This is a genomic window from Pseudomonas sp. KH_024_B2 (assembly GCF_057839965.1).
The window spans coordinates 1-20928 of sequence record NZ_JBYQPS010000002.1 but is presented as its reverse complement, the minus strand read 5'-3'; the positions used below and the strand labels follow the sequence as shown (position 1 = coordinate 20928).

Genomic DNA, 20928 nt, shown 5'->3' with positions numbered 1-20928 from the left:
ACCCAGAAAATTACCCCATAATCAGGTCTGCATTCCCACGATGGGAACGGTGAACACTCTACAATTCAATAAGTTGGTAATTTTGTACGCTAAGCGACCCTCGCCTTCTGAGCGTAGCTTGAATTGCCTCATCGCTCGGCTTTCTCATCCAAAATGTCGCCGCTTCGGCGCCGCCGAATTCCAGATAAATTACTGCCTCAACTCGATGGGTCATACCGGCATTCTTGTAGAGCCGGTCAAATCGTTGCACCCGTGCGCTCGACGAACTTAGCGCCGCCCGTGGATCGCACGAGTCGTGCGTCACCAGTTGGGCAGTGTCGTTCAACTGCTGGCTTCGAAACTCACCAGAAGAGTCTTCTGAATCAAGGCGATCACGGACGAATTGGCAGGTCAAGCGTTGAGCACGATCGAGCACCGATCTTACTGGATGAGCTGACAAGCACTTCTCGAGAATTGACAACCAAAACGTCGGTCCCGTTGCTGAATCCGTTTGAGCGGGTCTGAAATTACTAAGGTCTGTCATGGCAGCATCCTGCTTGGCTATGTGTTCCATTCTGATCAACCAGTTGGTCATTGATCCGCCAATTTGCCCCAATAGCCGGGGCTATCTTGAGCACCATTGCTCCTGAAAGGGAGCAGGTCCATCCATGGCCAACGCGCTAATCGATCCTTGCAGGTGCATTCTCCTTGGCCAGCAGTGCCGCTATGACTATCAGGTAAATGCCAGTACCCGAAAGCACAACGATGGCCGAGGTAACTGCCAGAAGATGCAGGCTGATCAGCGAATTCAGATGGCCGCCCATCGCATACGCGCCAATGGAAATCGCCGAGGCCAGAACCACCATCAAAATTAGTTTTAGGACAGTCAGGATTTTCGTACCGGTGAGACTGTGAGCCAGGTATAGGCCGCACATGATCACCAATGCGGAAACCAGGTACTCAAGGAAACTTGCTGCCATATACGTCACGCCATCGATGCCCGGCCTGATTGAAAAAAGCTGGATCAGGATGTAGAACGCGGAACAGATGATGATCGGTTTTAAGAACTTCATGTGACGGACCCTCGACTCGCCTTTGACAGGTGAAAGGGTCGCGTATATAGGCGGGAAAAAGGCATCGATTCGCCCCAAAGCGAGGGCACAAATGCGAGGCTGACATGAGAGTTTCCTTTGCCCTAAGCCAGCAGTGCAACACACAAGATGAACAACCCGCCGAGGGCAAAGGCGTTAAAGAGCCAGAGCGACGCGCTGCCATTCGACGCACCGGAACGACTCAGGGAGTAAAAGGCCAACGCTTCTATGGTTACAGCCCCGGCTACGGCTGCGGTTTTTATGCCGAAAGCCTCGAACAACATCCACACCGTAGAACCGAGGATAAGGGAGACGAAGAGAACAAACAGAGCTGGAACGTTGAATCCGAGAACCTCGAAGGTTGTGGAGGCCAAGACTCTTGTCACTTTGGTCACGCCACCAAACAAGAAGTAAGTGAGCACAGCCGCTGCCAATACGATAAGGATTTGTGTCATTTTTCTGCTTGTTCCTAATTGTGTTTTCGCGCACGCGAAACTCGCGTCCTTCTACGGACATGGCCCCACGTTTTACGGCGGGGCATTGTGTGTACCTGGGGGATGTAAGGGGTGGCCGGAGCCAACCGATCGGATTAATCCAGTCCATGAAAAATCAATCCAGATAGAGCCGTCGACCAGGAGCAGGGGTCGATTCTGGAGACGTCACAGCCGTTGGAGGCGCTGGCTGCGTAGGCTGTAAAACAAGTGGTGGAGGCGTAATCACCCGGGCTGCTGGTTGTTGGGAAGCCTGCTCGACCCGCAACCGGGTAAGGCTGTCAACTCGCTCAGACACGGCGGTTGATATTTCTTTGCGCTCGAAGTGGACCACCATTACGGCAATGAAGAGGACGATCCCAAACCCTATTCCAAAACCCCAACCAAGGACTGATTTGGCGACGCCGTCCGCCTCGGTGGGATTGCGAGTGGCAATCGCGCTGAGATCCGTGAAGGACGACACCGGACCACCAGTAGCCTGATATGAGAACTTGATCTGCAACCTGTTCTGGTCGCCGTTCTGAGTGATATCAAGAATCTTGGCGGTACCGCCTGCCAATTTAAGGATTGCTTCCTGAGCAGTCATGGACTCACCAGTGACCATGCCCCCCAGAAGGCCATTGAGACCACCATCGGGAACCCGGCACCGTATCTCCCCGCCAATTGTACGAAATCGTCCCGGGCAGACCTTGAGCTCACTCCCTGCCTCATGATTCCACTGATCCCATCGCAGGTTCAGTGTCTTGACCGACAGAACATCCTGCTTGACCAGCTGCGACGAGGACGAGCCTTCCTCAGCTGACGCAGTCCCGACAATGCTACCCAATGAAACCGCCAACAAAACAACTGCAACCCGGACCAAATTATCAATCACCACTATCTATCGCTCCCACCAACTGCACAGGGCTGCCAAGTTTCCCTTGCCTGTAAACGAACTCCTTCTCAAAGTGAATTGCGGCCGAACGACTCTTGAACGGGCCATGCGATTCTTTGTCGATCTGGACGTTCCATTGGCAGCGCCAGCGCCTGGTCCACGCCGCGGCTTTTGACTCATCATTGACCAGTGCGCGAAGCACCAGGAAGCAACCGCGCTGAAAGCGGCCCGTAGGGAGGACGCGTGAGACACGCTTCTTGTCGAAACCCGTTACGGTAAGCCCCGCAAAGCTGACCTCATCGGCAAAGCCGGTAACGGTTCCATTGCGTATGACGATTCGTCTTTTATGAGACATAAGCGCTCTTCTCTGCTCCGTCACTTGTCGGTGACATCATCCAAAAAAAGACGTCTACCTGAAGGCCTAACAGCCCCTTCAGTTGTTGGGGCCACTATGGCTCGCCCTGGCAAAGCCAACTCGGCTGGTTTGATGGGAGTTACATCCGTAACAACGACAGAGCTTCGAGTGGCCTCAGCTTCCAAGGTCGGGCTAAAACTTGAACTCTCGAACGATCCGATCGAGCCGAACAGCCCTAACGCAAGGGCAAGGAACAGAAAAGCGCTCCAGCCCGTTGCAATCCAACCAATGAGCACCACTACAGCAGCGATGAGAAAGATTTGTTTTGCGCTGTTCATCCAAAAACTCCATTGCCCTACCAGCCATGAATCCGATTACATCACCCCATAACTCCAGACCTACCCTGCGAGCCAGCCACACGTCGACGCACTAGCTCGGTTTGGATACGGTCTCGGGTTTGTCGAGCGATTAGCTGGAGACGTACTCTGCCTGATCACTTTCACTCTGAAAGTCGTATTCCGGTTTCTTTTCGACCTCCTGCAACTCGAGGCCTTCGGGGCGCAGACGCTGCTCCAGCGTTTCGCAGGTCTTGCCGTGGAACCCCTGGAAGTCGCCATTGATACGGCCGCCCTTGATCGTGATAACGACTTTCTTCACCACACCACCTCCTCAGCAACAACCTCGAGCGTGCCATCGGCCTGAGTCATCACCGTCACGTTATAGTTTTCAGCTTTGAGTTGTTTCTCGTAGTGGTACGCCAGATAGCGATCGACGATCTTGTTGCTGGTCTGGGCAGTCCAGGCCCCATAGGACCCGTAGTCTTCCTGGTACTGGTTGAAAACGGCGCCCTCAAGACGAAATCCGATCCGGCGCTGGTGGTCTTGGGCATCCACCAGGACCAGCGAGTAGCGCTCATCCGTGTACCCAACGCCCACTCGATACAGCTTTTCGTTTTCGCGAACTTCCCCGAGCCCGGAAAGTGCCTTTACCAGCACATCCAGGTCCGTGTAGGAAACCGATACCTTTCCTTTAACGATATGACTCATTGGCATTTTCTCTTGTTAGTCGACGTTAAGCTGCCGGCCCATTGTTGAGCCGGGAACTTCGTCGTAGGTGTTGGCGGGGTAAAACCCTTGCTCACCCAGGCGCCGGATGCTGTCGATGTCGGCCTTGCGCGTGACGCTTGTAGGCGTGATATCACCCAATGCTGCCATCAAAATTTCCTGGCTCAGCGCAGTATCCTTGGCATTGGCGATGTACAAAGCATCAACCACCGCTTGTTCAATTTCAGCCCCGGTGTAGCCCTCACTCCCCTCGATCAACGCGGGCAGATTGAATTCTGCGGGGTTGGCCTTGGCCTTGTTGATATGGATTTTAAAGATTGAGGAGCGCTCCTCGATGCTGGGCAAGTCGATGAAAAAGCACCGATCCCATCGCCCTGCTCGCATCAGTTCTGGTGGGAGCTGACTCACCCGGTTGGCCGACGCCACGATGAATATTTTGCCCTTTCGTTCTTGGAGCCAGTACAGGAAGGTGCCGAGCAGACGCTTCGAAACTTCATGCTCCCCTTCAGAGCTGCCGAAGAACTTTTCGATCTCATCGATCAGTACAACGACTGGCGCGATCTGCTCGACGGTCTGCAGCGCACGGGTGAACTTCGCCTCAGTCTCACCGAGGTATTTCGAGTAGAAGCGCCCCATGTCCAGCCGGACCAATGTCGTTCCGAATACACCTGCGGCTGCCTTGGCCATAAGCGTTTTCCCGCCGCCAGGCACACCGGCCAACAGCAGCCCTTTGACCGAAAGATTCTTTTCCCAGCCAGCCTTACGGATGTTCAGAAACTCCTTGAGCGGTCCCAGTCCACCAACCGTGTCGATGGCCACGGGTTCCAGTACATCCAGCCCCACATCACGCAGGATGTGATTTTTCTCCCGCCGGATTTCCCCAAGATACTCATGCCCTTTACGCTTCAGATAGGCCGAGTAGATGAACACGTTACGCATTTGGCTGTGAGACAACCCCATCGCGTGGTTCGCGATAATCGCGCGTTCGGCTTCACTGAAGATTGTTGGTGTCATGTCCGCCCGACCGGCCAAACTTTCGCTTGCAAACTGAACATCGCGCTCAGCACTCAGCAGTACGTCAATCACCTCCTGCTGATCCATCGGAGGGAGGTCGATGTGATAGACAAACTCCTCGGACAGCACATCTCGGCCGGCGATGACATACGTCACACCGAGCTCCTCAATTGTGGCTAAGGACGCCTTCAAACTTGGGAGGTTTTCAGGATTGGCCTTACTGCGATCAAAAAAGTACTGGTCAAAAATCACTGTACCTCGACCGTTTTTATCAGCCTTGCCAGCCAGGTTCTTAATGTAATCGGGCGAAGGAACTTGCTTGAAAGGCATGCTTTCAAACGTCTTTTTCCGTTCCTTCGCTGCCGAACCGACGACTTGAATAGCCCGGCTCATCTCAAACGTGTTGATGGCCACCACGGGAAAAGCCAGCATTAGCGGAATGCTGATGCGATCGTTGTTGGTGTCAGGTACAGACATCAATCTCATCTCCAGATGAAAAATCTATGGGTTCAGTGTTTCACGAGGCCACGGTCAACTGGAGCTACATCTGAGCCGAAAACTGGGGCAAACCCCACTTGCACTGGGAGGGTTCGCCCCACCAGGAGACGTGCCCGAGAAGGCTTATCAAGCATGCCACCCAGTTCAGAAATGCAAGCTTGTCAGAGAATGCAGACGACTGGAGGCGCATCAGGAGTTGAGATGGTGGAGAAGGAGGTCGTTGGCCATCATGTCGCCCGAAGGTTGCTTAAGCTGGGCTAGGAAAGCCCACCTTGACAGACCGCCGAGCAGTTTTATCGAGCAACTGGCCATGTATGCCAAGACCAAGTCATTGCAGAGTGATCCATCGAGCTCGACCCTTGTTTACCCCATAGTCAGGTAAATGGGCTCTGGCTGACCTTAAGGACGAACCATTCGGTATTTACGAGCTTAATCCCCGATATTTGACTCGAAGACCTGATTTTGGGGTAAATCGCGATCGAGGAGCCCGACTCGCCAGGCTGCCTGATGACTGTCTCATGGCTGTATTCCGTATTCAGTCCAAATGCAGCTTCCGACCCACCCTCCCGGGCTGCTCCGCTTGAATGGGCTCCAAGCGATCAGTCATTGTTATCGCAACCGGATCAGGCCCATTCGCAGTTTCCTGAAGCTGCCCTACTGAGGACGGTAACGGTGAAGGTGTTTCAGCGCTCGCTTCTCGCTCAACAGATTGCCCAGAGTTTCCTGAAAAAATGTACATAATGGCCGCCAACAGAAACATCGGGGCCATGACCATAGGCAGGAACTTCATCAACTCGTCCAGACTGTCGGCCATGTTTTCTAGGCCAGGTGCGGCAAGTGCAATACCCGGGGAGACCCCGAGCGCCACTAGTAAGGCCATTCGACAATGTTTTACGCGCATGGGGCATCTCCGAAACGTGATGTCCAATTCTCCAACTAGCGCGAATTGCGAGGGTCCCAATTAGTCCTTCGTATAGGGGCGAACCTGACGCCCTCCCCCACACAAAGTATTACGGTAAGAGGGTGCGCCTCACGTTTGCCGTGACGCGAACCTGATTCACACCTCAGGTGATTATGCAGAAGCCTTTTCAGGATCGCTGCTTGGAACCTGAGCGGCGATGGATGCCTTTAGGTTATCCCTGACAAAGGCAATCGCTTCCTGCGCAACTACCGGCCGAGCCTCCAACCAGTAGCCAACGGCGGAAGGACTTCGCTGTGGGTTGTCGGGGCACTGGGAGCCACGAAGCAGCAGCGAAACGTCACCCTGCAGGGAGTACCAGCTGTAAGATTGCTTCTCCACATCAACCCAGTAACTCGCGCTGGGCACCTGGAACATCAACTCCAGAACCTTTAATGACACAGTGGCCAAGGGATCACTCGACGCCTTCAAATGGCTCATCAAGGGCCCCAGGGTCCGCAGTCGCTCGATGCGAACTCGATTCCCCCAACTGATCAAAGCTGGCGTACGACCCTGTAGCTTGGGGAGCTCAAGCTTATGGAAACCCTTGCCCTGATAGGCCAACCAATCCTTAACTTTCTGACCACACGCACCGCACAAGGTAGCGTGGGCATAGTTCAGATCACTGCGTAGACCACCCTTATTCCTATAGTGGTACGTGAAAATATCAGTGTGGGCGCAGACACGTTTTGTCGGGGCGCCATGATGATTTGCGGCCATAGGTTCACCACTGTTTACGATTGTGAACCCAGTGTCACTCAACTTTTTAAAGTGCAAGGGGGGCATTTTGTTGCTTTGAATCTACCGGTAGATAGCACTGGTTCACGGCCTTATCGATACCAGCCAGGCTCCTTGGTGGCCTTACAGAGGGAGGCATTAGGCGAAAAAAAACCCGCCGAAGCGGGTTTTTTTGATGAGCTTTAAAAATCGTATCTGACTCGGCCGAGCACCGTTTGGCCGTCGAAATCAGTTTTGGTTTGGTAGGTGTAGCTCGCACCCACGGTTACCGCACCGATACGGTAATTGGCACCAAGCGTTGCCTCGTAGCTGTCACGGACAGGCGAAGCACCTGTGGTAACAAACGGGCTACCGCCCAATACGAAAGCGGACGTCGAGGATACTTTGTCACCGATGAAGTCGTGCCAAGCCATCACGGTCGCTTCAGGTTCAATACTGCCCATACCGAGTGGGAAGTTGCCGGAAACACGAACCCCCGCCCCTGCCTCACCAACCTCAAAGCGCTGGCCACCGACTTGTAGTGCGGCCGACGATCCGTGCTCAGTGAAGCCGTCAATCTTCACATTGGTGTAGCGGGCACCAGCGCGAGGCTCGACAACCAGATTGTCGAAGTGGAAGTCATAGCCACCCAGGACACTCGCTCCCAGCAAGTCGGAGTCATAGCTACCCTTGGCTTGAGTCCCCACGATGAAGCGCTTGGAGTCGTTGTCGTTTTTACCAGCAGTCATGCTCCCGTCCACGAACCAGTTACCAAGCTGGTAGCTGCCATAGAGGGTGAATGCAGAGCCCTGCACTTCCGTCTTATCGCCGCTGTCGCTGGTCACGTTGGTGTTCAGGTAGCTGAACGCAGCACCGATCGTAGTTTGATCGTTGATCTTGCCGTCGGCGCCAATCGCAATACCAGCACTGTTGGACTGGAATCCATCAACACCACCCCGGCTGTTCTGGTCCGAGTTATTGGAAAGCGCCTGAGCCCAGACACCGGTTTCCTTCAGTACATCGCCCGACGATAGGCCGGTGCGCAAGCTGCTCACGCGGTTGCTTACTGCCCCACCAACAATGGTTTGGCCAGAAAGCGCAGCCGCAGTGCTGCCACCGTTCACCTCAGGGGTCAACTGCTTGGCGATCTTGAGCACTTCCTCGCGGGTTTGCGCGTTGCTTAACGCCTGAAACACCGGGTCGGTTGGCTGCAACTGGCTGAGGATGCTGTTTTTCATAGCCAGAATGGCGCCAGTGGTGCCATTGAAAACACTGTCGTTGCCATGCGGGAAACCGCCATTGCCGCCGCCGTTGTCAGTGCCACCGTCCGGATCTTCGATGTCGCCGATCTCATCGTCAGTCTTTGCCTGAACGACTGCTTTAACAGTCGTGCCGTCCACGGCGAACTGCTTGACGTTCAACAGATAGGAACTGCTGGACACGGACACGCCGCTATCGGCGATAGAGCCAGCTTTCACCAGGACGTACTCGACGCCTTCTTTTGTCGGTGTAAAGTCAAAAGGCTTGGCCGAAACCTTCACCGCCGAACCCGCGTCGAAGGTTGCGGTACCCGAGACATCGAGGTAAGCAGTGTTCGGGTCAGTGTCGGTGGCGAGCATCAGATCCATCGCCGATCCGCTTGCCAGGTGCAAATCACCTTTCAAACTACTTTGAGACGTCCGCAGGTACAGGCGAGCATTGCTGCCGACGTTCAGCGAGCCAGCCTCGATGGACTTTGCAGTAACAATGGAGGACGTGTCCTCCAGGACATTCAATTGGCTAAGGCCAAGGATGTCACCGGTTACCGATCCGCCGCCCAGGTTCAGGGTCGTGTGTTCACCACCATCAATGGCGGCGATGCTGCCCATAATGGTGCCTCGACCGGTATTGTTGATTACCAGATCAGACGCGCCGGTATTGAGGATGCCAACGCCCGATGAGGAAATGGTGGAAGTGTTTTGAATGACCGCGGTGCCAAGGTTGCCGTCGGTATAACCCTGAACGTTGTCGACATAGATGGCGGTCACACTCCGGTCCGGGACGCCTTGTGCGCCTACGGCGTTAATCACACCAGTGTTGACCAGCGGGCCGAACGTCGAGTTTTCGAGCACAGCGCTTCTGGCGCCCGCACCACTGGCGTAAAGGAGACCAGAGTTGGAAACGCCGCCTTTTACATCTGCCCCTGCCAATTGAAGGGCAATGGACTGTTCGCCGCTGACCGAAATCACTCGGCTGTTGGTTACTGATCCGCCAATCTGATTCTGGCCGTCATTGACGATCCCCAACCCCACAACCGTGTGACCGCTGCCGTAGATTTCGTTGGTGTTTGCAATGTTGCCGTCGATGTCCGAGTTTTTAACCAGAATCCCGTATGTGGCCGGGGTCCCTACAGGGAAGACGCGACCGGTTACGGTGATTGTGCCTGCGTTGGACAAGGAGCCGCTGACAGTGCTGCTGTCGATCAACATCCCGATGCTGTTCGGCCCGTTGGTTTGAATCTGCCCGGCATTGAGCACATCGCCGTCAACAAGCGCATGATTCAGAGCGAACGAAACACCCCCATCGGCAAAAGCCCGCAAGATGCCCTGGTTGGTGATGGACTTTGTGTCGGTGCCATTGACTTCGATCAGGGTCACCGGATCACCATTAATGTCGACGAGCGTCAAACCACCGGTGATGGTCAGGTCTTCAGCGACACTGGTATTCCACACTTTAGGTCCGGCATTGACCTCGTAGCTTTCTGCATTGGCGAAACTGGCCGAGGTCGCAACGGCGATTGCCAGCATGGAGAGTGGGAGCGAGATACGATTCATCGTGAGTCCTTGAATGTGCTTTATTTTTTCACGCTGGAAAGGTGAGAGCAGATTCAGAATACCGACGCTTCGTAAACTGCAACCCCCCTATTCGAACCACTTATTAGAACCATCTGGCACGTCCTCTTTCGGTGTTTCCTTATGCTCCACCGCCCCAGCGTCCACCCCCTACCCCAGCTTTTTTTCCCGTCCCATCGAAACAATGAACGCGCCTGAATCTGGGCAAATAATGAAAAACCCGGCATAGCCGGGTTGGGTGATCAGTGCGGAGAGCAGTACGTCGGAGTTCGCCGAGCACCGTCAGGACTTGGTCGGCCTCCACAGCGCGAACAAACTCAGCAGTCTTTTCACCGCCCCGGGTTTGAGACCAGGTGTTGCAGGATCCGGCGCCAGCGTTGCGCGATATGCCGCCAGCAAAGCACTATCTCGACGCAGCATACGAAGTACAGTCTGATTCGCATCAGGAGTCTCCTGGCTCAGTGAGTAACCGTAGGTCTCACTGATGAACTGCGACACAGCTGCGCTACGAGAGCGACCCGCCTGGCAATTCACAACAATGTCCAATCCGGTAGCGGTCAGCCTACCGATGGATTCGCGCAGACGATCGGCCTGAGGGATCAGAAAATAGTCGCGAAACAAATGCTCAAATTTGGACCCAAACATCCCCATTTTTTCTTCGTCGAAATCACCATCCACGAAATAGTGAAATTCAACACTCCGCCAACGACTGGCCTCTACCAGAGCCTGATCGTCCTCACCGTCAGAAATGGACAGCAAATGCACTTGGCCTGCCGGCCGATACCGTTGCGCGTCAATTCGTGACATGAACTGCACTGTGGGCATACGTTCTCCTTCAGGATTTTCCTGCGCTTTATAGCCAGTCAGCTAAGGATCGCAGGGTGGTTGCATTCCTTGGGTTGAGTTCGGCCCTCTTACAGTCGCCAATTCCAGACTGGCCGGCGCAGTGATTGCAAAAACGCTCAAGTACCGCGGAGATATGGACGGGGACACTCGGCGCCCCGAACTCACGCACTCCCAGGAAAGATCACGGCGGGCACGCTGCGCTCCCAGTGCAATCACGACAGAGGCCGTAGGAGCCAAGACAAGGCCGGGAAGCAGTTCCAGGTGACCAGCAGCACACTTCACCCCTAACTTGCAGTTCGAAGAGTCCATGGGAAATTCGGATAACCCTATTCCGAAGACAGGAGCTGAAGATGAATCCCTCACCCACACGAAACAAAGAAACCGTGTCCGATGCCTTTCATATCGAAGGAAGTAACAATGCGGCTCTGACTCCAAGCACACCCCAAAAAATCTATAAGCGAATCCCCTTCTCCCGCCAACCAACCCTGGGTCGCTACAACTCAACACGAGAGGAGTGGCAAGGTGCATACCGCGAAGCACGACAGCGTGCGCGCAAAGCGCAGCTGCCGGACGCCACTCAGAGTGGCATCGAGTGGAAGGCCCAACTCATTGTCACTTATGAGCGGGGTCTTTACGTCGATCGCCTGCATTCGCCGGTTCGGGATCGGTTGGCAGAGAAGAGACTGATTGATGAAGTCGTAGGGGAATAATCCGCCGCGAAGGGCGGTTGGCGCCAAAAGGATTTTATCGCGCCGATTGCCCGGTTTTAACCGATCCACAGAGCTCGATCCGCTCACCGTAGCCCCGCCGATAGGCGCTGGTCCGGGCAAGAATGGCGGACTGCTCCGATCAGGAGACAGGAACGAGCCCTTTAAAGGCCTCTTCGCAGCGCTTGTTGAGCAGATCCATCAGAACTTCGGCATCGTTCGCGGCGTCGACACAATCGCGCTCTAACGCCTTGCCAAGGGCTTCCTTGAGCCAGTTGCTGGCTACTGGTGAGTTGAGTACATCACGAATCTCGTGGTCAATTTGCGTGCTCATCCTTCCCCCTTGATGATACGGCGCTTTTCGGTACCGCAGATTTTCCCACAAGCACCGATCCGGCAAGCCTCCATTCACGCCTAAATACGGTACCAACCCCGGGGTTGAGTGGGGATGAAACGATCCCATCCATGCTTTTCGGTCTGATGGGTCGCATGAAGCCCCGGCGTCATCTGTGTTCCAACTCCCCGCAAAAAGATTCTTTTCGACTGGCTACGTCCACCCTGCGACCACCGGCGGTATCAGCCAGATGATCCCCACAAGCGCAGGTTTGACCCGGATTTGTAGCCGGATTGCGGCCTTGCAGTTTAGCGATCGTGAGTACTCTCGAATCATGAAAGGCACAAACGCCGAACCAGATCCCTCATAGGAATGAGAACATGACAGAACACGTCGCCACCCTCAAAGACTCCGATATCCCGGCCAGCGAGTACTCCCTCGATTTCGTGCTCGGCTCCATCAAAGGCGCTCTCGAACGTGGGATGAGCGCCAAGGCGCGCGACCTCTGGATGCCATCGGTTAAAGAGATCGACAAGATCCACGTGATGGAGGGTCTGAACGTCCGCGTCAACGACGCCGACTTGCAGGCCCATGTCCGCAAAATTGCGGACAGTATGAAGGTCAACGGCTTCAAAACCTCCAAGCCCCTTGAGGTCTTTGTCGTCGAAAAAGAGGACGGAAGTTCGGTTTGCTATCTGGCCGACGGTCATTGCCGACTGGCAGCATTGCGCATCGCGCTGACCGAAGGCGCAAAAATCCTGAACATTCCGATCGTCACGCTGCCCACCAAGGGCATTGGCTTGCAGGACATCATTGCTGGGCTGTACACCAGCAACACCGGCAGGCCACTGACGACGTTCGAAACCGCACTGGTGTGCAAGCGTCTGGCCGGCTTCAACTGGACTTCGGCACAAATCGGAGAAAAGCTGGGTTTCGGCCCTGAATACGTGGATCAATTGCTCGAAGTCGTTAGCGCTCCTATCAGCATTGTGACGATGATCCAGCAGGGCGAGTGCTCAGTCGGCCTCGCTCTGGACATGCTGCGCAAGCACCGTGGCGGCGCCGTAGATGTGCTCAAGCAAGGTTTGGAAAGCGCCAAGCGAGCCGGCAAAAAGAGCGTCACGAAAAGCTTCATCGCCGGCGCCAGCCTGGAGAAGGTCGTTAAAAAGCAGGCGAAGCCGCTGTATGACGCTGCCAAGAAAGTGATCGCAGACCCAGGTTTTAAGGGCTTGAGCCCTGAGAACCAGACCCTGATGAAAGCGCTGCTCGACGAAATTAGTAACAAGGAAAAAAAGGCTGACGAAAAAGCCAAAGCCATTGAATCAAAGGCTGCTGCCGAAGATGGCGAAGCTGCAGCGTAATACCCGCTCGACCGGCCCCTTAGGGGGCCCGGAATGCTCTTAATCCCCCATGCCTCCCTTTCCCATCGATGCCGCCGTTGAAGGCTTGCATATCCCAGCTTCGTGAGAGCCTTCCTTCAACGCAACTGCAGGAATGCCCTCATGTCTGAACCGCATAACACCCAGCTAACCACCCGCCCCCCTCTCGAGGATTTTGAGCGAGTGGAGAAATTCCAGTCTCTTCAGGCCGGTCAGTACTGGCGCGCAATCGCGGCGATTCCGCAAAAGGCAATCGCCCTCGATTCGGTTCTGCTACTTCAGTCAATCAAGTGGGTCGATAACGCAGCGCACACCATTGTCATGCGCGCGCATCCGTTAAAATTCGGCACTCGCGAGGAAATTGAAATCCCTCAGCCCGATGGCACAGTTCGCAGGACCTATGTGAGCCATGGCACTTATGACTTCTTGCTGAAGGACTTCCTGCTCCAGTTCGAGTACGAACCCGACGCCGATAAAATTCGTGCCGAAGAAACCGCCCGCATACACAGCACGATCCAGCAGTTGCAATCAGAACTGATCGAAGCGCAGTCTAACCCGGACATTCTTGCAAGGGTGGTCGAGGATCAGCTGCGAGAAAAAACCGAAGCCCCGAGTGTGTCAGATACCGCAGGCGGGGCCCTGGTGCTCTTCGCCCCTTCAGTACGACAAGAGATGTCTCAGCTGGCAACCGGCAGCATTGCCAATGCCTTGGGCAGCGGCATCACGTCCGAGAAGGTACAGGCGATGAAAGCAGTCGCTGAGCGCGAGTACCAGGTGGCCACCATCCAGTCACAATGGATTCAGGGCAAGACAGCCGAAATTACTACCGTGGTCAAAAAGCTCACCCCCTTTTTTGAAGAGAAGGCCGCGGCATCACTGGCCAAGACGGAGGATATCCGTTCGTATGTCGCCAAGCTGATCGAGGGCATCGAGTCCCTAGACCTTTATGTCGGAAAATCGGTCGTGGTGCAGACCATCCGCACCGGCAAGCCGGCCGATCCATCCCAGCCGCTGAGTTTTGCTCAGAAGAAATTGATGATGGACGAAGAGTTGGCCGTTTGGGCAGATGTCGACGAAGACTTTGATTTCACCAAGGAAGAGCTGTTCTTTGACGCCCTGCGAAATCACGATGATCTGGTCAATCAGATTTTCCCGACTGAGCGTTGCGTTCTAGTGATGGCAACTACCCGGCGCGACCTTGATTACGGTGATCGCTGGACCAATCAAGCCAAGAACGATGAGAACCGCAAAGTTTTCCTGATGGTTCGCAATGGCGAAAATGTTCATCGTGTGTTCAGTCCCGTCGAAAGTCATTTAGGCACCGGCCGGCTCTTCCCGTCTCGGGATGACCAAGACCGGATTTTTCGTGGCGTAGACGGATCACAGATCAAATTTGAGGACGTGGCCTACACGGCTCATCTGTCCAGCCATGCACGCTACGCCTTGCACTACAAACGATTCCTGCTGCTGATGTGCGGCCTAGACCACCGAGAGAAATTGTTCGGTGAGTTTTACCCAGGGCCGGAATCGCTGCACTTTGTCACCTTGGACTTTCAGGAGAAGTTCTGCCGCTTCATTCATGACGATGACGGTGAAGGCCTGATCGAGACCACCCCTCGGCAGCCGGTTGCAGAATGGATCAAAGAAAAAAACGCTTACCTCTGCTCTGGTAGTAGGGTCCTGTGCTTGTGGCACGAGCTCATGAATCCCGACACTGCCCCTAGCGCCTGTAAGGAACGGCCTGGAGACCATTTTGATCGAGTCTTCAGCCCCTCAAACCCGATCGACCTCAAAATTGTCGCAAGGGTTGCTGATTCGCTCTGCGTGAAAGTTGAGGTGAGCGGTGGCTACGGCTCTAGAGCCCGCAAGTTTGCCTGCAACGTAAATCTCACCTCCTTTGACCGTCGTACCTGGGCATCAGACAGCCTTGCCTTCCTGTGTCTCGATACGGTCGAACCTGAAGAGTTGCGGTGGTACATCCACAACCGTGAGGCTCGCTACAGCCACCTACAGTTCATCCGCTTCTTCAAGCTGGCGCTCGCGCACCTCGAACAAGAGCGAGCAAGTGAGCAGGATGCCCGCAATCGGATGCTGCAGGCGCTTTCCGATGGGGCCATCGCCCACGGCGAAGAAGCGCGCGGAATCATCAGGCAAACGGTAATTGCATGGCGTGCAGCAAACCGTGGCAAGCCACTCCCGCAGTTTGTGGATGGCAAGGCCCCAACGGCGTGGAAAGGCCTCCTCGACCAGATGTACGCGCTGGCCGGGAACGGAATACGTCAAGCCCAGGAGATTGAAGCCTTCGTTCGACAGTCGGGCTACCAGCCGCTAAGGATTGCCCTGACAGGCAACAGCAAATTCGTCGTCTACGCCGCGCCAAAAGACAACGAGCTCGATAATCGACTCGAGCCCCACGCGTGGGTGAACCGCATGATTGTTGAGCACAGCAAGGGCAAACTGGTAGAGAAAAGCCGGCGTTGGGTCATTCTGCGCCAGGTTGATGCCGCCGAGACTTCCCTTCAGGAGTGGAGTGAGATCAAGGAATGGTTGCGAACCTCTGTTTTTGATTCCTACGAGCTCAAGCAAGAGGTTTTGGATGAGGTCATTGACCACGCCAGCGAGCTCAAGGACCTTCTTTGGGGGCAAGATGCGGCATCGCACCGGGTGCTGCTCGAGGATTGGTTCGAACTTCGCAGCGAAATGAGTGAAGAGACCAACATCGTTGCCAGCCCTAACTTGGTGATTCCTGTAGGCGCCTACCTCTATCCCAGCACCAGGAACGTTAACTACATCGGCGCTTGTATTTCAAACCCGTATGGGTGGCTGTACCACAATGCCCCGGATGACAATACCCGAGCTGAAATGCGCCGCCGGTTCATTCGAGCATTTGTCGACAAGGAATATGCGGTCTCACATCATGACCAGCTAATAGCCACCAAATCCCCATGGGCCCTCGCTCAATTATCAGCGGAACACCGACATGAGGGCATGAAACCTCTGTCCGGGGCCTATATGAGACCTATGGGCGGTTCTCATTCTGATCCGCGCCTGGCGACTGCGTACGCGAACTGGATGCGCCGAGATGGCAGAGGTTCTCAGGTTTGGCTTGCAGATGGTTGCGTCGATGAAAACGGGACTCTTCAGCTGGATTCGTTGCTTGGCGTGTCACTGCCAGCTGACTACGATCCGCGCGATGTGCTTGAAGTGCATGCGTCGACGGCTGATGGCAAGGAAGTGCCTTTCGGCAGGTGGTTGGAAATCATTCCTGCAGGTTCTGATTACACGGCAATCAACCGCAATGTTGCAGGGGCAAGTGGTTACTCGTTCACCACCTCCCACTGCGCCTCCCCTGCCGAAGCGCGGGAGTTGGTTCAAAGTAAGGCCAGGGCTGAGGGTGTTGAAGTCAAACCTGCAGAATTGATCGAGGGAGCTCCTCTACCTGCCGAAGGCTGTGAGCGGTGGATCATTCTTCAGCGATCAGAGGGAAACGCCCAAACTATCGCCTGATCGATCACGAACAACTGCCCATATAGAACCGCGCCTGCGGGCTGTGGCCACAGGCGCGGTTTGTGTGGGAGTTACCGTTGAAGCCAGTCTTTCCAGCCAGGGTGCTGCAGAGTAGTTTTAAAAGATTGGGCAACTGCATCGGCATTGCCGGCCTTTAGATATTCCAACTCCACTGTGCAGATTCCTGACTCTGTGTTTATCACTACCGACTCGACCTTGGGATGATCATTTCGGCCCCAGGCGGAGTCTTCGTATTCATACCCCACCTGCGGGGGAATATCTGATTCAAACTCTTTGGCAACAATTTTCGAGACGAGACCTGTTTCAGGAGACGAAAAGGAGATACGTCGAATGAGGGTAAACTTCATGAATAAGCCTTTTTAGATGAGTCGATCGCGCCTGCAGATTACGATCCCGCATATCGGGTGTCCACAGGCGCGGTGACGTCAATCCTGCCCACCTACAAGCCCCCCTATGCCACGTCATGCGATTGCGCGTCGATCTGTCGCCACAACTCGCTTTCGATGAACTCCGCGTACTTCTCGGACAGCTCCGCACAGCCGTTTCGACCAAGATCCGAAGGCCTATCGTTCTCGTCGTAGACCACCCCGGACACCACACGAAACTCAAGCTCCCGATAACCCTGGGCGTCCCAGTCACTGGTCCATGTCCCCGGACTGGGGTCAGCGTTAATCAGATCGGTGACTTCGCACTGAAGCACAAAGCCTTCAAAAGCGACTTCATACACAGTGACCTCCTGAAATGCTTTAGCGTGCCGCCGCGATCACGGAGCGTCGTGAGCATCCGATTCAAGATTGATTTCTGATGCCGGCTTGTCCTCGCGTAGCCCGAGAAACACAGCGTGGCGCACCTTACCGGCCGGGGTAATCTCGGTGAATTTCACTTCACAAACGAGTTGGGGCAGTACCCAAACGGCGGTGATACCCTTGGCCAGTTTGGGCGGTGCCGGAAGTGATGAGCCAGCTTGTTCCAGCGCCGCCAACGCTAGACGCAGGCGTTTGAGCATGCGGTTGTCAAAACCTGAGCGCACGCGACCGGCATACACCAGTTGGCCGTCGTCATTGTGCAGGCCGAGCAGGAGCGAGCCGATGCCGCCGGCGGCGCGGGTGTACCCAAGAATGATGAACTCCTGGCGTGGCGAGCATTTGACCTTGACCCAGTTGCCGTTACGCTCGGAGGCATAAGGGCTGCCGGCTCTCTTGCAGACGATGCCTTCCATCTCTAACGCGCAGATATTGTGCAGCAGGTCGCGAGGATCGACATCCAGGGTGTCGGTTAAACGCACATGCTGCAGCTCCACCCGGTTGAGGAGTTTGCTCAGTCGCAATAGACGTTGCTCGATCGGCAGCGAGCGCAAATCGCGGCCGTTTTCGAACAATAAATCGAACGCAAAAAGGCGCAAGGCATCTGTTTTGCCGCTACTGAAAGCAGACTGCAACGAAGAAAACAGCGGCCGACCATCCTCGTCCTGCACGACTACCTCGCCATCGATCCATGCTGAGCGCACCGGTAGCATAAGCAGCTCGTGGGCGAGCACTGGCATGCGTCTCGTCCAGTCATAGCCATTTTTGGTGAGCAGGGTAACGGCACCCTGGTCGATTCGCGCCATCAGCCTGTAGCCGTCGAGTTTTATTTGATACAGCCAGTCGCCGCCGTCTGGCGGGCGGCTGGCCATGGTCAACAATTGCGGCTTGATCCGCTCAGGGCACGGCAAGATTTTCGGCGAAGCCATGACACCAGTCTCGCAGGCAAGGTCATTAATCTGTGGATTCGTCAGAAGGCCAAAAGGTCATTGTTATTCGACTCTGCTCGCAGATTGCTTTGGCGCGAAAAGCCAATACAGGCCACCAAACTACGCCCAGCCTCAAAACCCGAGCAAAAAAAAGCCCGGACATGCCGGGCCTTCCTTTATTCCATTCAGGTGCAACGACTGGAGCATTACACCTCTTGAGCAACAGATGCCTATAAGTGAAGAAATGGTGTTAAGCCAACTAGAAACCCCATAACCCCAAGAATGCCACCCATCACGCCGAGTCGAGTCGAGAGACGAATCCCAAGATCAGGATGGTTCCAAAACCACTGGTAGACCTCAAAGGTCGACGCGCGCCTGATTTCCAGGTCTACGTCGGTTTTGAATCTGATACCGAGCACATCGACAGCATCGTAATCCAAGGCAACAGCACGCTTGGTAATCGAGATGCCCCCTGGTGTACCCATTGCATACCGAAGAACCCGTGACCCATTTCGTGGATTACAGATGACCACCGCTTCCCGCCGGAAAAACCTTTCACGGTCCAACCGCTTGGAATCGATGTTGCTGTTGTGCAGGCGGACGATGGAGTGTTGCAGACCACAGTCCTCGGGCAGAAGCTGAACGACCGTTTCTACTTTCATCGTCACACCAGCTTTCCGGTTAGACCGGAAATTGCGTGGTGCCCAAGGATGACCGTAGGGGTATAGCGGTAGTGAAACCAAACCACCTCTCCAGTGGTAGCCTCGAAAATCCAGCCTCCTGCAGACTCACGGTGAGCGTGTGCAGCCTCAATGGTTTCAAAGCCGGAAAAAGTTGGTTCTAGCGACATAGTGTGTACCTCCAAATTAAGCTTTGCAGGCACACCCACCCTACCGGGAGAGTGTGCCCGGTAGGCGAAGAACCCGGGCAGAGTTGCCGGGAGGTTGAGACGGGAATCAGGTCCTAAACGGACCAGGAATTCCCAATGGTGCGAATTGCTGGCAGATGGGCCAGCTTCCCTTTTGGTCGCAGTTCATTCTGCAGGCCAAAATCAGATTCTAAGGTAGCTTTGGGCCCGGTTAAAAACAAGCGCTCAAAGCGAGCAAAGGCTCATCTCAGTCAGGCCCACATAGCTTTACTCGTCGTCGAAGTTGTAACTGCCCGGCGCCAGGTTTTCGAAGCGGGTGTATTTACCGATGAATGCCAGTCGCGACGTGCCGATCGGGCCGTTACGTTGTTTGCCGATGATGATCTCGGCGATGCCTTTGTGCTCGGTTTCCGGGTGATACACCTCGTCCCGGTACACGAACATGATGACGTCGGCATCCTGCTCGATCGCTCCGGATTCCCGGAGGTCGGAGTTGATCGGGCGTTTGTTCGGACGTTGCTCCAGGGAGCGGTTGAGCTGGGACAATGCCACCACCGGGCAGTTGAACTCCTTGGCCAGGGCTTTCAAGGAACGGGAGATCTCGGAAATCTCGTTGGTCCGGTTGTCACCGCCCGAGCCCGGGATCTGCATCAATTGAAGGTAGTCGATCATGATCAGGGCAACATCGCCGTGCTCACGCACCAGGCGCCGGGTCCGCGCGCGCATTTCCGAAGGGCTGATACCCGCCGTATCGTCAATGAACAACTTGCGATCGTTCAGCAGGTTGACCGCCGACGTCAGGCGCGGCCAATCGTCGTCATCCAGGCGACCGGCACGGACCTTGGTCTGGTCGATACGGCCGAGGGACGAGAGCATACGCATGATCAGCGATTCACCTGGCATCTCGAGCGAGTACACCAGCACGCACTTGTCGCTGCGTAGCACGGCGTTTTCCACCAGGTTCATCGCAAAGGTGGTTTTACCCATGGACGGACGGCCGGCGACGATGATCAGGTCGGCTGGCTGCAGGCCGCTGGTCTTTTCATCAAGGTCGGTGTAACCGGTGGACAGGCCAGTGATGGCGTTGTCGGTGTTGAACAGGGTGTCGATGCGGTCGATCGCCTTGGTCAGCAGGTCATTCACGCTCACCGGGCCGCCGGTTTTAGGCCGGGCCTCGGCGATCTGGAAAATCTGACGCTCGGCTTCGTCGAGAATCTCTTCAGCGGTGCGGCCTTCCGGGTTGAAGGCGCTGTCGGCAATCTCGGTCGCGATGCCGATCAGCTGCCGCAGCGTTGCCCGCGCGCGGACGATCTGCGCATAGGCCTTGATGTTGGCGACGGACGGCGTGTTTTTCGCCAACTCGCCGAGGTAACCGAGGCCGCCGACCTGCGAAGTCTGACCTTCCTTGTCCAATTGCTCGGCAAGGGTCACGACGTCGATCGGGGAGTTCTGGTCGGCGAGCTTGGCGATCGCGCGGAAGATCAGGCGGTGGTCATGCCGGTAGAAATCGCCGTCGGAGACTTGATCGAGCACGCGTTCCCAGGCGTTGTTGTCCAGCATCAAACCACCGAGCACGGCCTGTTCGGCCTCGATGGAATGCGGTGGGACCTTGAGAGATGCAGTTTGGAGGTCGTATTGCTCAGGAGCGGACAATTCGTTCAT

At 55.3% G+C, this 20928-nt stretch carries 20 protein-coding genes and 1 pseudogene; 3 read left to right on the top strand and 18 right to left on the bottom strand.

What is annotated here, in order from left to right; translation table 11 throughout:
* Positions 1 to 58: 58 nt before the first annotated feature.
* The 12 genes from AC3I0A_RS27325 to AC3I0A_RS27270 all read right to left on the bottom strand — a co-directional run bounded on the left by AC3I0A_RS27325 (position 59) and on the right by AC3I0A_RS27270 (position 10697).
* Complete coding sequence (locus AC3I0A_RS27325; RefSeq protein ID WP_050682389.1) at positions 59 to 574, bottom strand: hypothetical protein; 516 nt, start codon at positions 572 to 574, stop codon at positions 59 to 61.
* An 85-nt stretch (positions 575 to 659) separates the two neighbouring features.
* Positions 660 to 1052 carry a hypothetical protein gene (locus tag AC3I0A_RS27320; protein ID WP_146041468.1) on the bottom strand — a complete coding sequence of 131 codons (393 nt, stop codon included), beginning with the start codon at positions 1050 to 1052 and terminating at the stop codon, positions 660 to 662.
* Positions 1053 to 1174: 122 nt separating this feature from the next.
* Positions 1175 to 1525, bottom strand: a complete 351-nt coding sequence (locus tag AC3I0A_RS27315; protein WP_103403738.1) for a hypothetical protein — start codon at positions 1523 to 1525, stop codon at positions 1175 to 1177.
* A 154-nt stretch (positions 1526 to 1679) separates the two neighbouring features.
* Entirely contained in the window at positions 1680 to 2438 is a 759-nt protein-coding gene (locus AC3I0A_RS27310) for a hypothetical protein (protein ID WP_407004552.1), read from the bottom strand.
* On the bottom strand, positions 2428 to 2790 hold the full coding sequence (locus tag AC3I0A_RS27305) for a hypothetical protein (protein WP_103403740.1): 363 nt from the start codon (positions 2788 to 2790) through the stop codon (positions 2428 to 2430). The genes AC3I0A_RS27310 and AC3I0A_RS27305 overlap by 11 nt, the downstream gene beginning before the upstream one ends.
* Positions 2791 to 2810: 20 nt before the next feature.
* Complete coding sequence (locus tag AC3I0A_RS27300; RefSeq protein WP_103403741.1) at positions 2811 to 3128, bottom strand: hypothetical protein; 318 nt, start codon at positions 3126 to 3128, stop codon at positions 2811 to 2813.
* Positions 3129 to 3258: 130 nt separating this feature from the next.
* Entirely contained in the window at positions 3259 to 3447 is a 189-nt protein-coding gene (locus tag AC3I0A_RS27295; protein WP_050682395.1) for a hypothetical protein, read from the bottom strand.
* On the bottom strand, positions 3444 to 3836 hold the full coding sequence (locus tag AC3I0A_RS27290; RefSeq protein ID WP_103403742.1) for a hypothetical protein: 393 nt from the start codon (positions 3834 to 3836) through the stop codon (positions 3444 to 3446). The genes AC3I0A_RS27295 and AC3I0A_RS27290 overlap by 4 nt, the downstream gene beginning before the upstream one ends.
* A gap of 15 nt (positions 3837 to 3851) precedes the next feature.
* Positions 3852 to 5345 (bottom strand): AAA family ATPase, encoded by a 1494-nt coding sequence (locus tag AC3I0A_RS27285; protein ID WP_407004553.1) that lies wholly within the window; start codon positions 5343 to 5345, stop codon positions 3852 to 3854.
* A gap of 1093 nt (positions 5346 to 6438) precedes the next feature.
* Positions 6439 to 6765: a hypothetical protein gene (locus AC3I0A_RS27280; protein WP_407004554.1), complete on the bottom strand. Its 327-nt coding sequence runs from the start codon at positions 6763 to 6765 to the stop codon at positions 6439 to 6441.
* 479 nt (positions 6766 to 7244) lie between these two features.
* Complete coding sequence (locus AC3I0A_RS27275) at positions 7245 to 9854, bottom strand: autotransporter family protein (RefSeq protein WP_489378725.1); 2610 nt, start codon at positions 9852 to 9854, stop codon at positions 7245 to 7247.
* Between the two features lie 300 nt (positions 9855 to 10154).
* A complete protein-coding gene (locus tag AC3I0A_RS27270) occupies positions 10155 to 10697 on the bottom strand; it encodes a hypothetical protein (protein ID WP_103403750.1) in 543 nt (180 codons plus the stop codon).
* A 371-nt stretch (positions 10698 to 11068) separates the two neighbouring features.
* On the opposite strand from AC3I0A_RS27270, the gene AC3I0A_RS27265 reads away from it, so the two are divergent.
* Positions 11069 to 11428, top strand: a complete 360-nt coding sequence (locus tag AC3I0A_RS27265; protein ID WP_489378724.1) for a hypothetical protein — start codon at positions 11069 to 11071, stop codon at positions 11426 to 11428.
* 139 nt (positions 11429 to 11567) lie between these two features.
* Here the strand turns inward: AC3I0A_RS27265 and AC3I0A_RS27260 are convergent, their stop codons facing one another.
* Positions 11568 to 11759, bottom strand: coding sequence for a hypothetical protein (locus AC3I0A_RS27260; protein WP_489378723.1), 192 nt, complete (start codon positions 11757 to 11759; stop codon positions 11568 to 11570).
* Between the two features lie 380 nt (positions 11760 to 12139).
* On the opposite strand from AC3I0A_RS27260, the gene AC3I0A_RS27255 reads away from it, so the two are divergent.
* On the top strand, positions 12140 to 13120 hold the full coding sequence (locus AC3I0A_RS27255) for a ParB/RepB/Spo0J family partition protein (RefSeq protein WP_489378721.1): 981 nt from the start codon (positions 12140 to 12142) through the stop codon (positions 13118 to 13120).
* A gap of 2375 nt (positions 13121 to 15495) precedes the next feature.
* Positions 15496 to 15537 (top strand): annotated as a pseudogene (locus tag AC3I0A_RS27250) (hypothetical protein).
* A gap of 1179 nt (positions 15538 to 16716) precedes the next feature.
* On the opposite strand, the gene AC3I0A_RS27245 reads toward AC3I0A_RS27250, so the two are convergent.
* The 5 genes from AC3I0A_RS27245 to dnaB all read right to left on the bottom strand — a co-directional run bounded on the left by AC3I0A_RS27245 (position 16717) and on the right by dnaB (position 20928).
* A complete protein-coding gene (locus tag AC3I0A_RS27245) occupies positions 16717 to 17013 on the bottom strand; it encodes a hypothetical protein (protein ID WP_156320504.1) in 297 nt (98 codons plus the stop codon).
* A 104-nt stretch (positions 17014 to 17117) separates the two neighbouring features.
* Complete coding sequence (locus AC3I0A_RS27240; protein WP_273878450.1) at positions 17118 to 17393, bottom strand: hypothetical protein; 276 nt, start codon at positions 17391 to 17393, stop codon at positions 17118 to 17120.
* A 36-nt stretch (positions 17394 to 17429) separates the two neighbouring features.
* A complete protein-coding gene (ligD, locus tag AC3I0A_RS27235) occupies positions 17430 to 18398 on the bottom strand; it encodes a non-homologous end-joining DNA ligase (protein ID WP_489378719.1) in 969 nt (322 codons plus the stop codon).
* 230 nt (positions 18399 to 18628) lie between these two features.
* Positions 18629 to 19060: a hypothetical protein gene (locus AC3I0A_RS27230; RefSeq protein ID WP_050682406.1), complete on the bottom strand. Its 432-nt coding sequence runs from the start codon at positions 19058 to 19060 to the stop codon at positions 18629 to 18631.
* Positions 19061 to 19533: 473 nt separating this feature from the next.
* Positions 19534 to 20928 carry a replicative DNA helicase gene (gene dnaB, locus AC3I0A_RS27225; RefSeq protein WP_050682408.1) on the bottom strand — a complete coding sequence of 465 codons (1395 nt, stop codon included), beginning with the start codon at positions 20926 to 20928 and terminating at the stop codon, positions 19534 to 19536.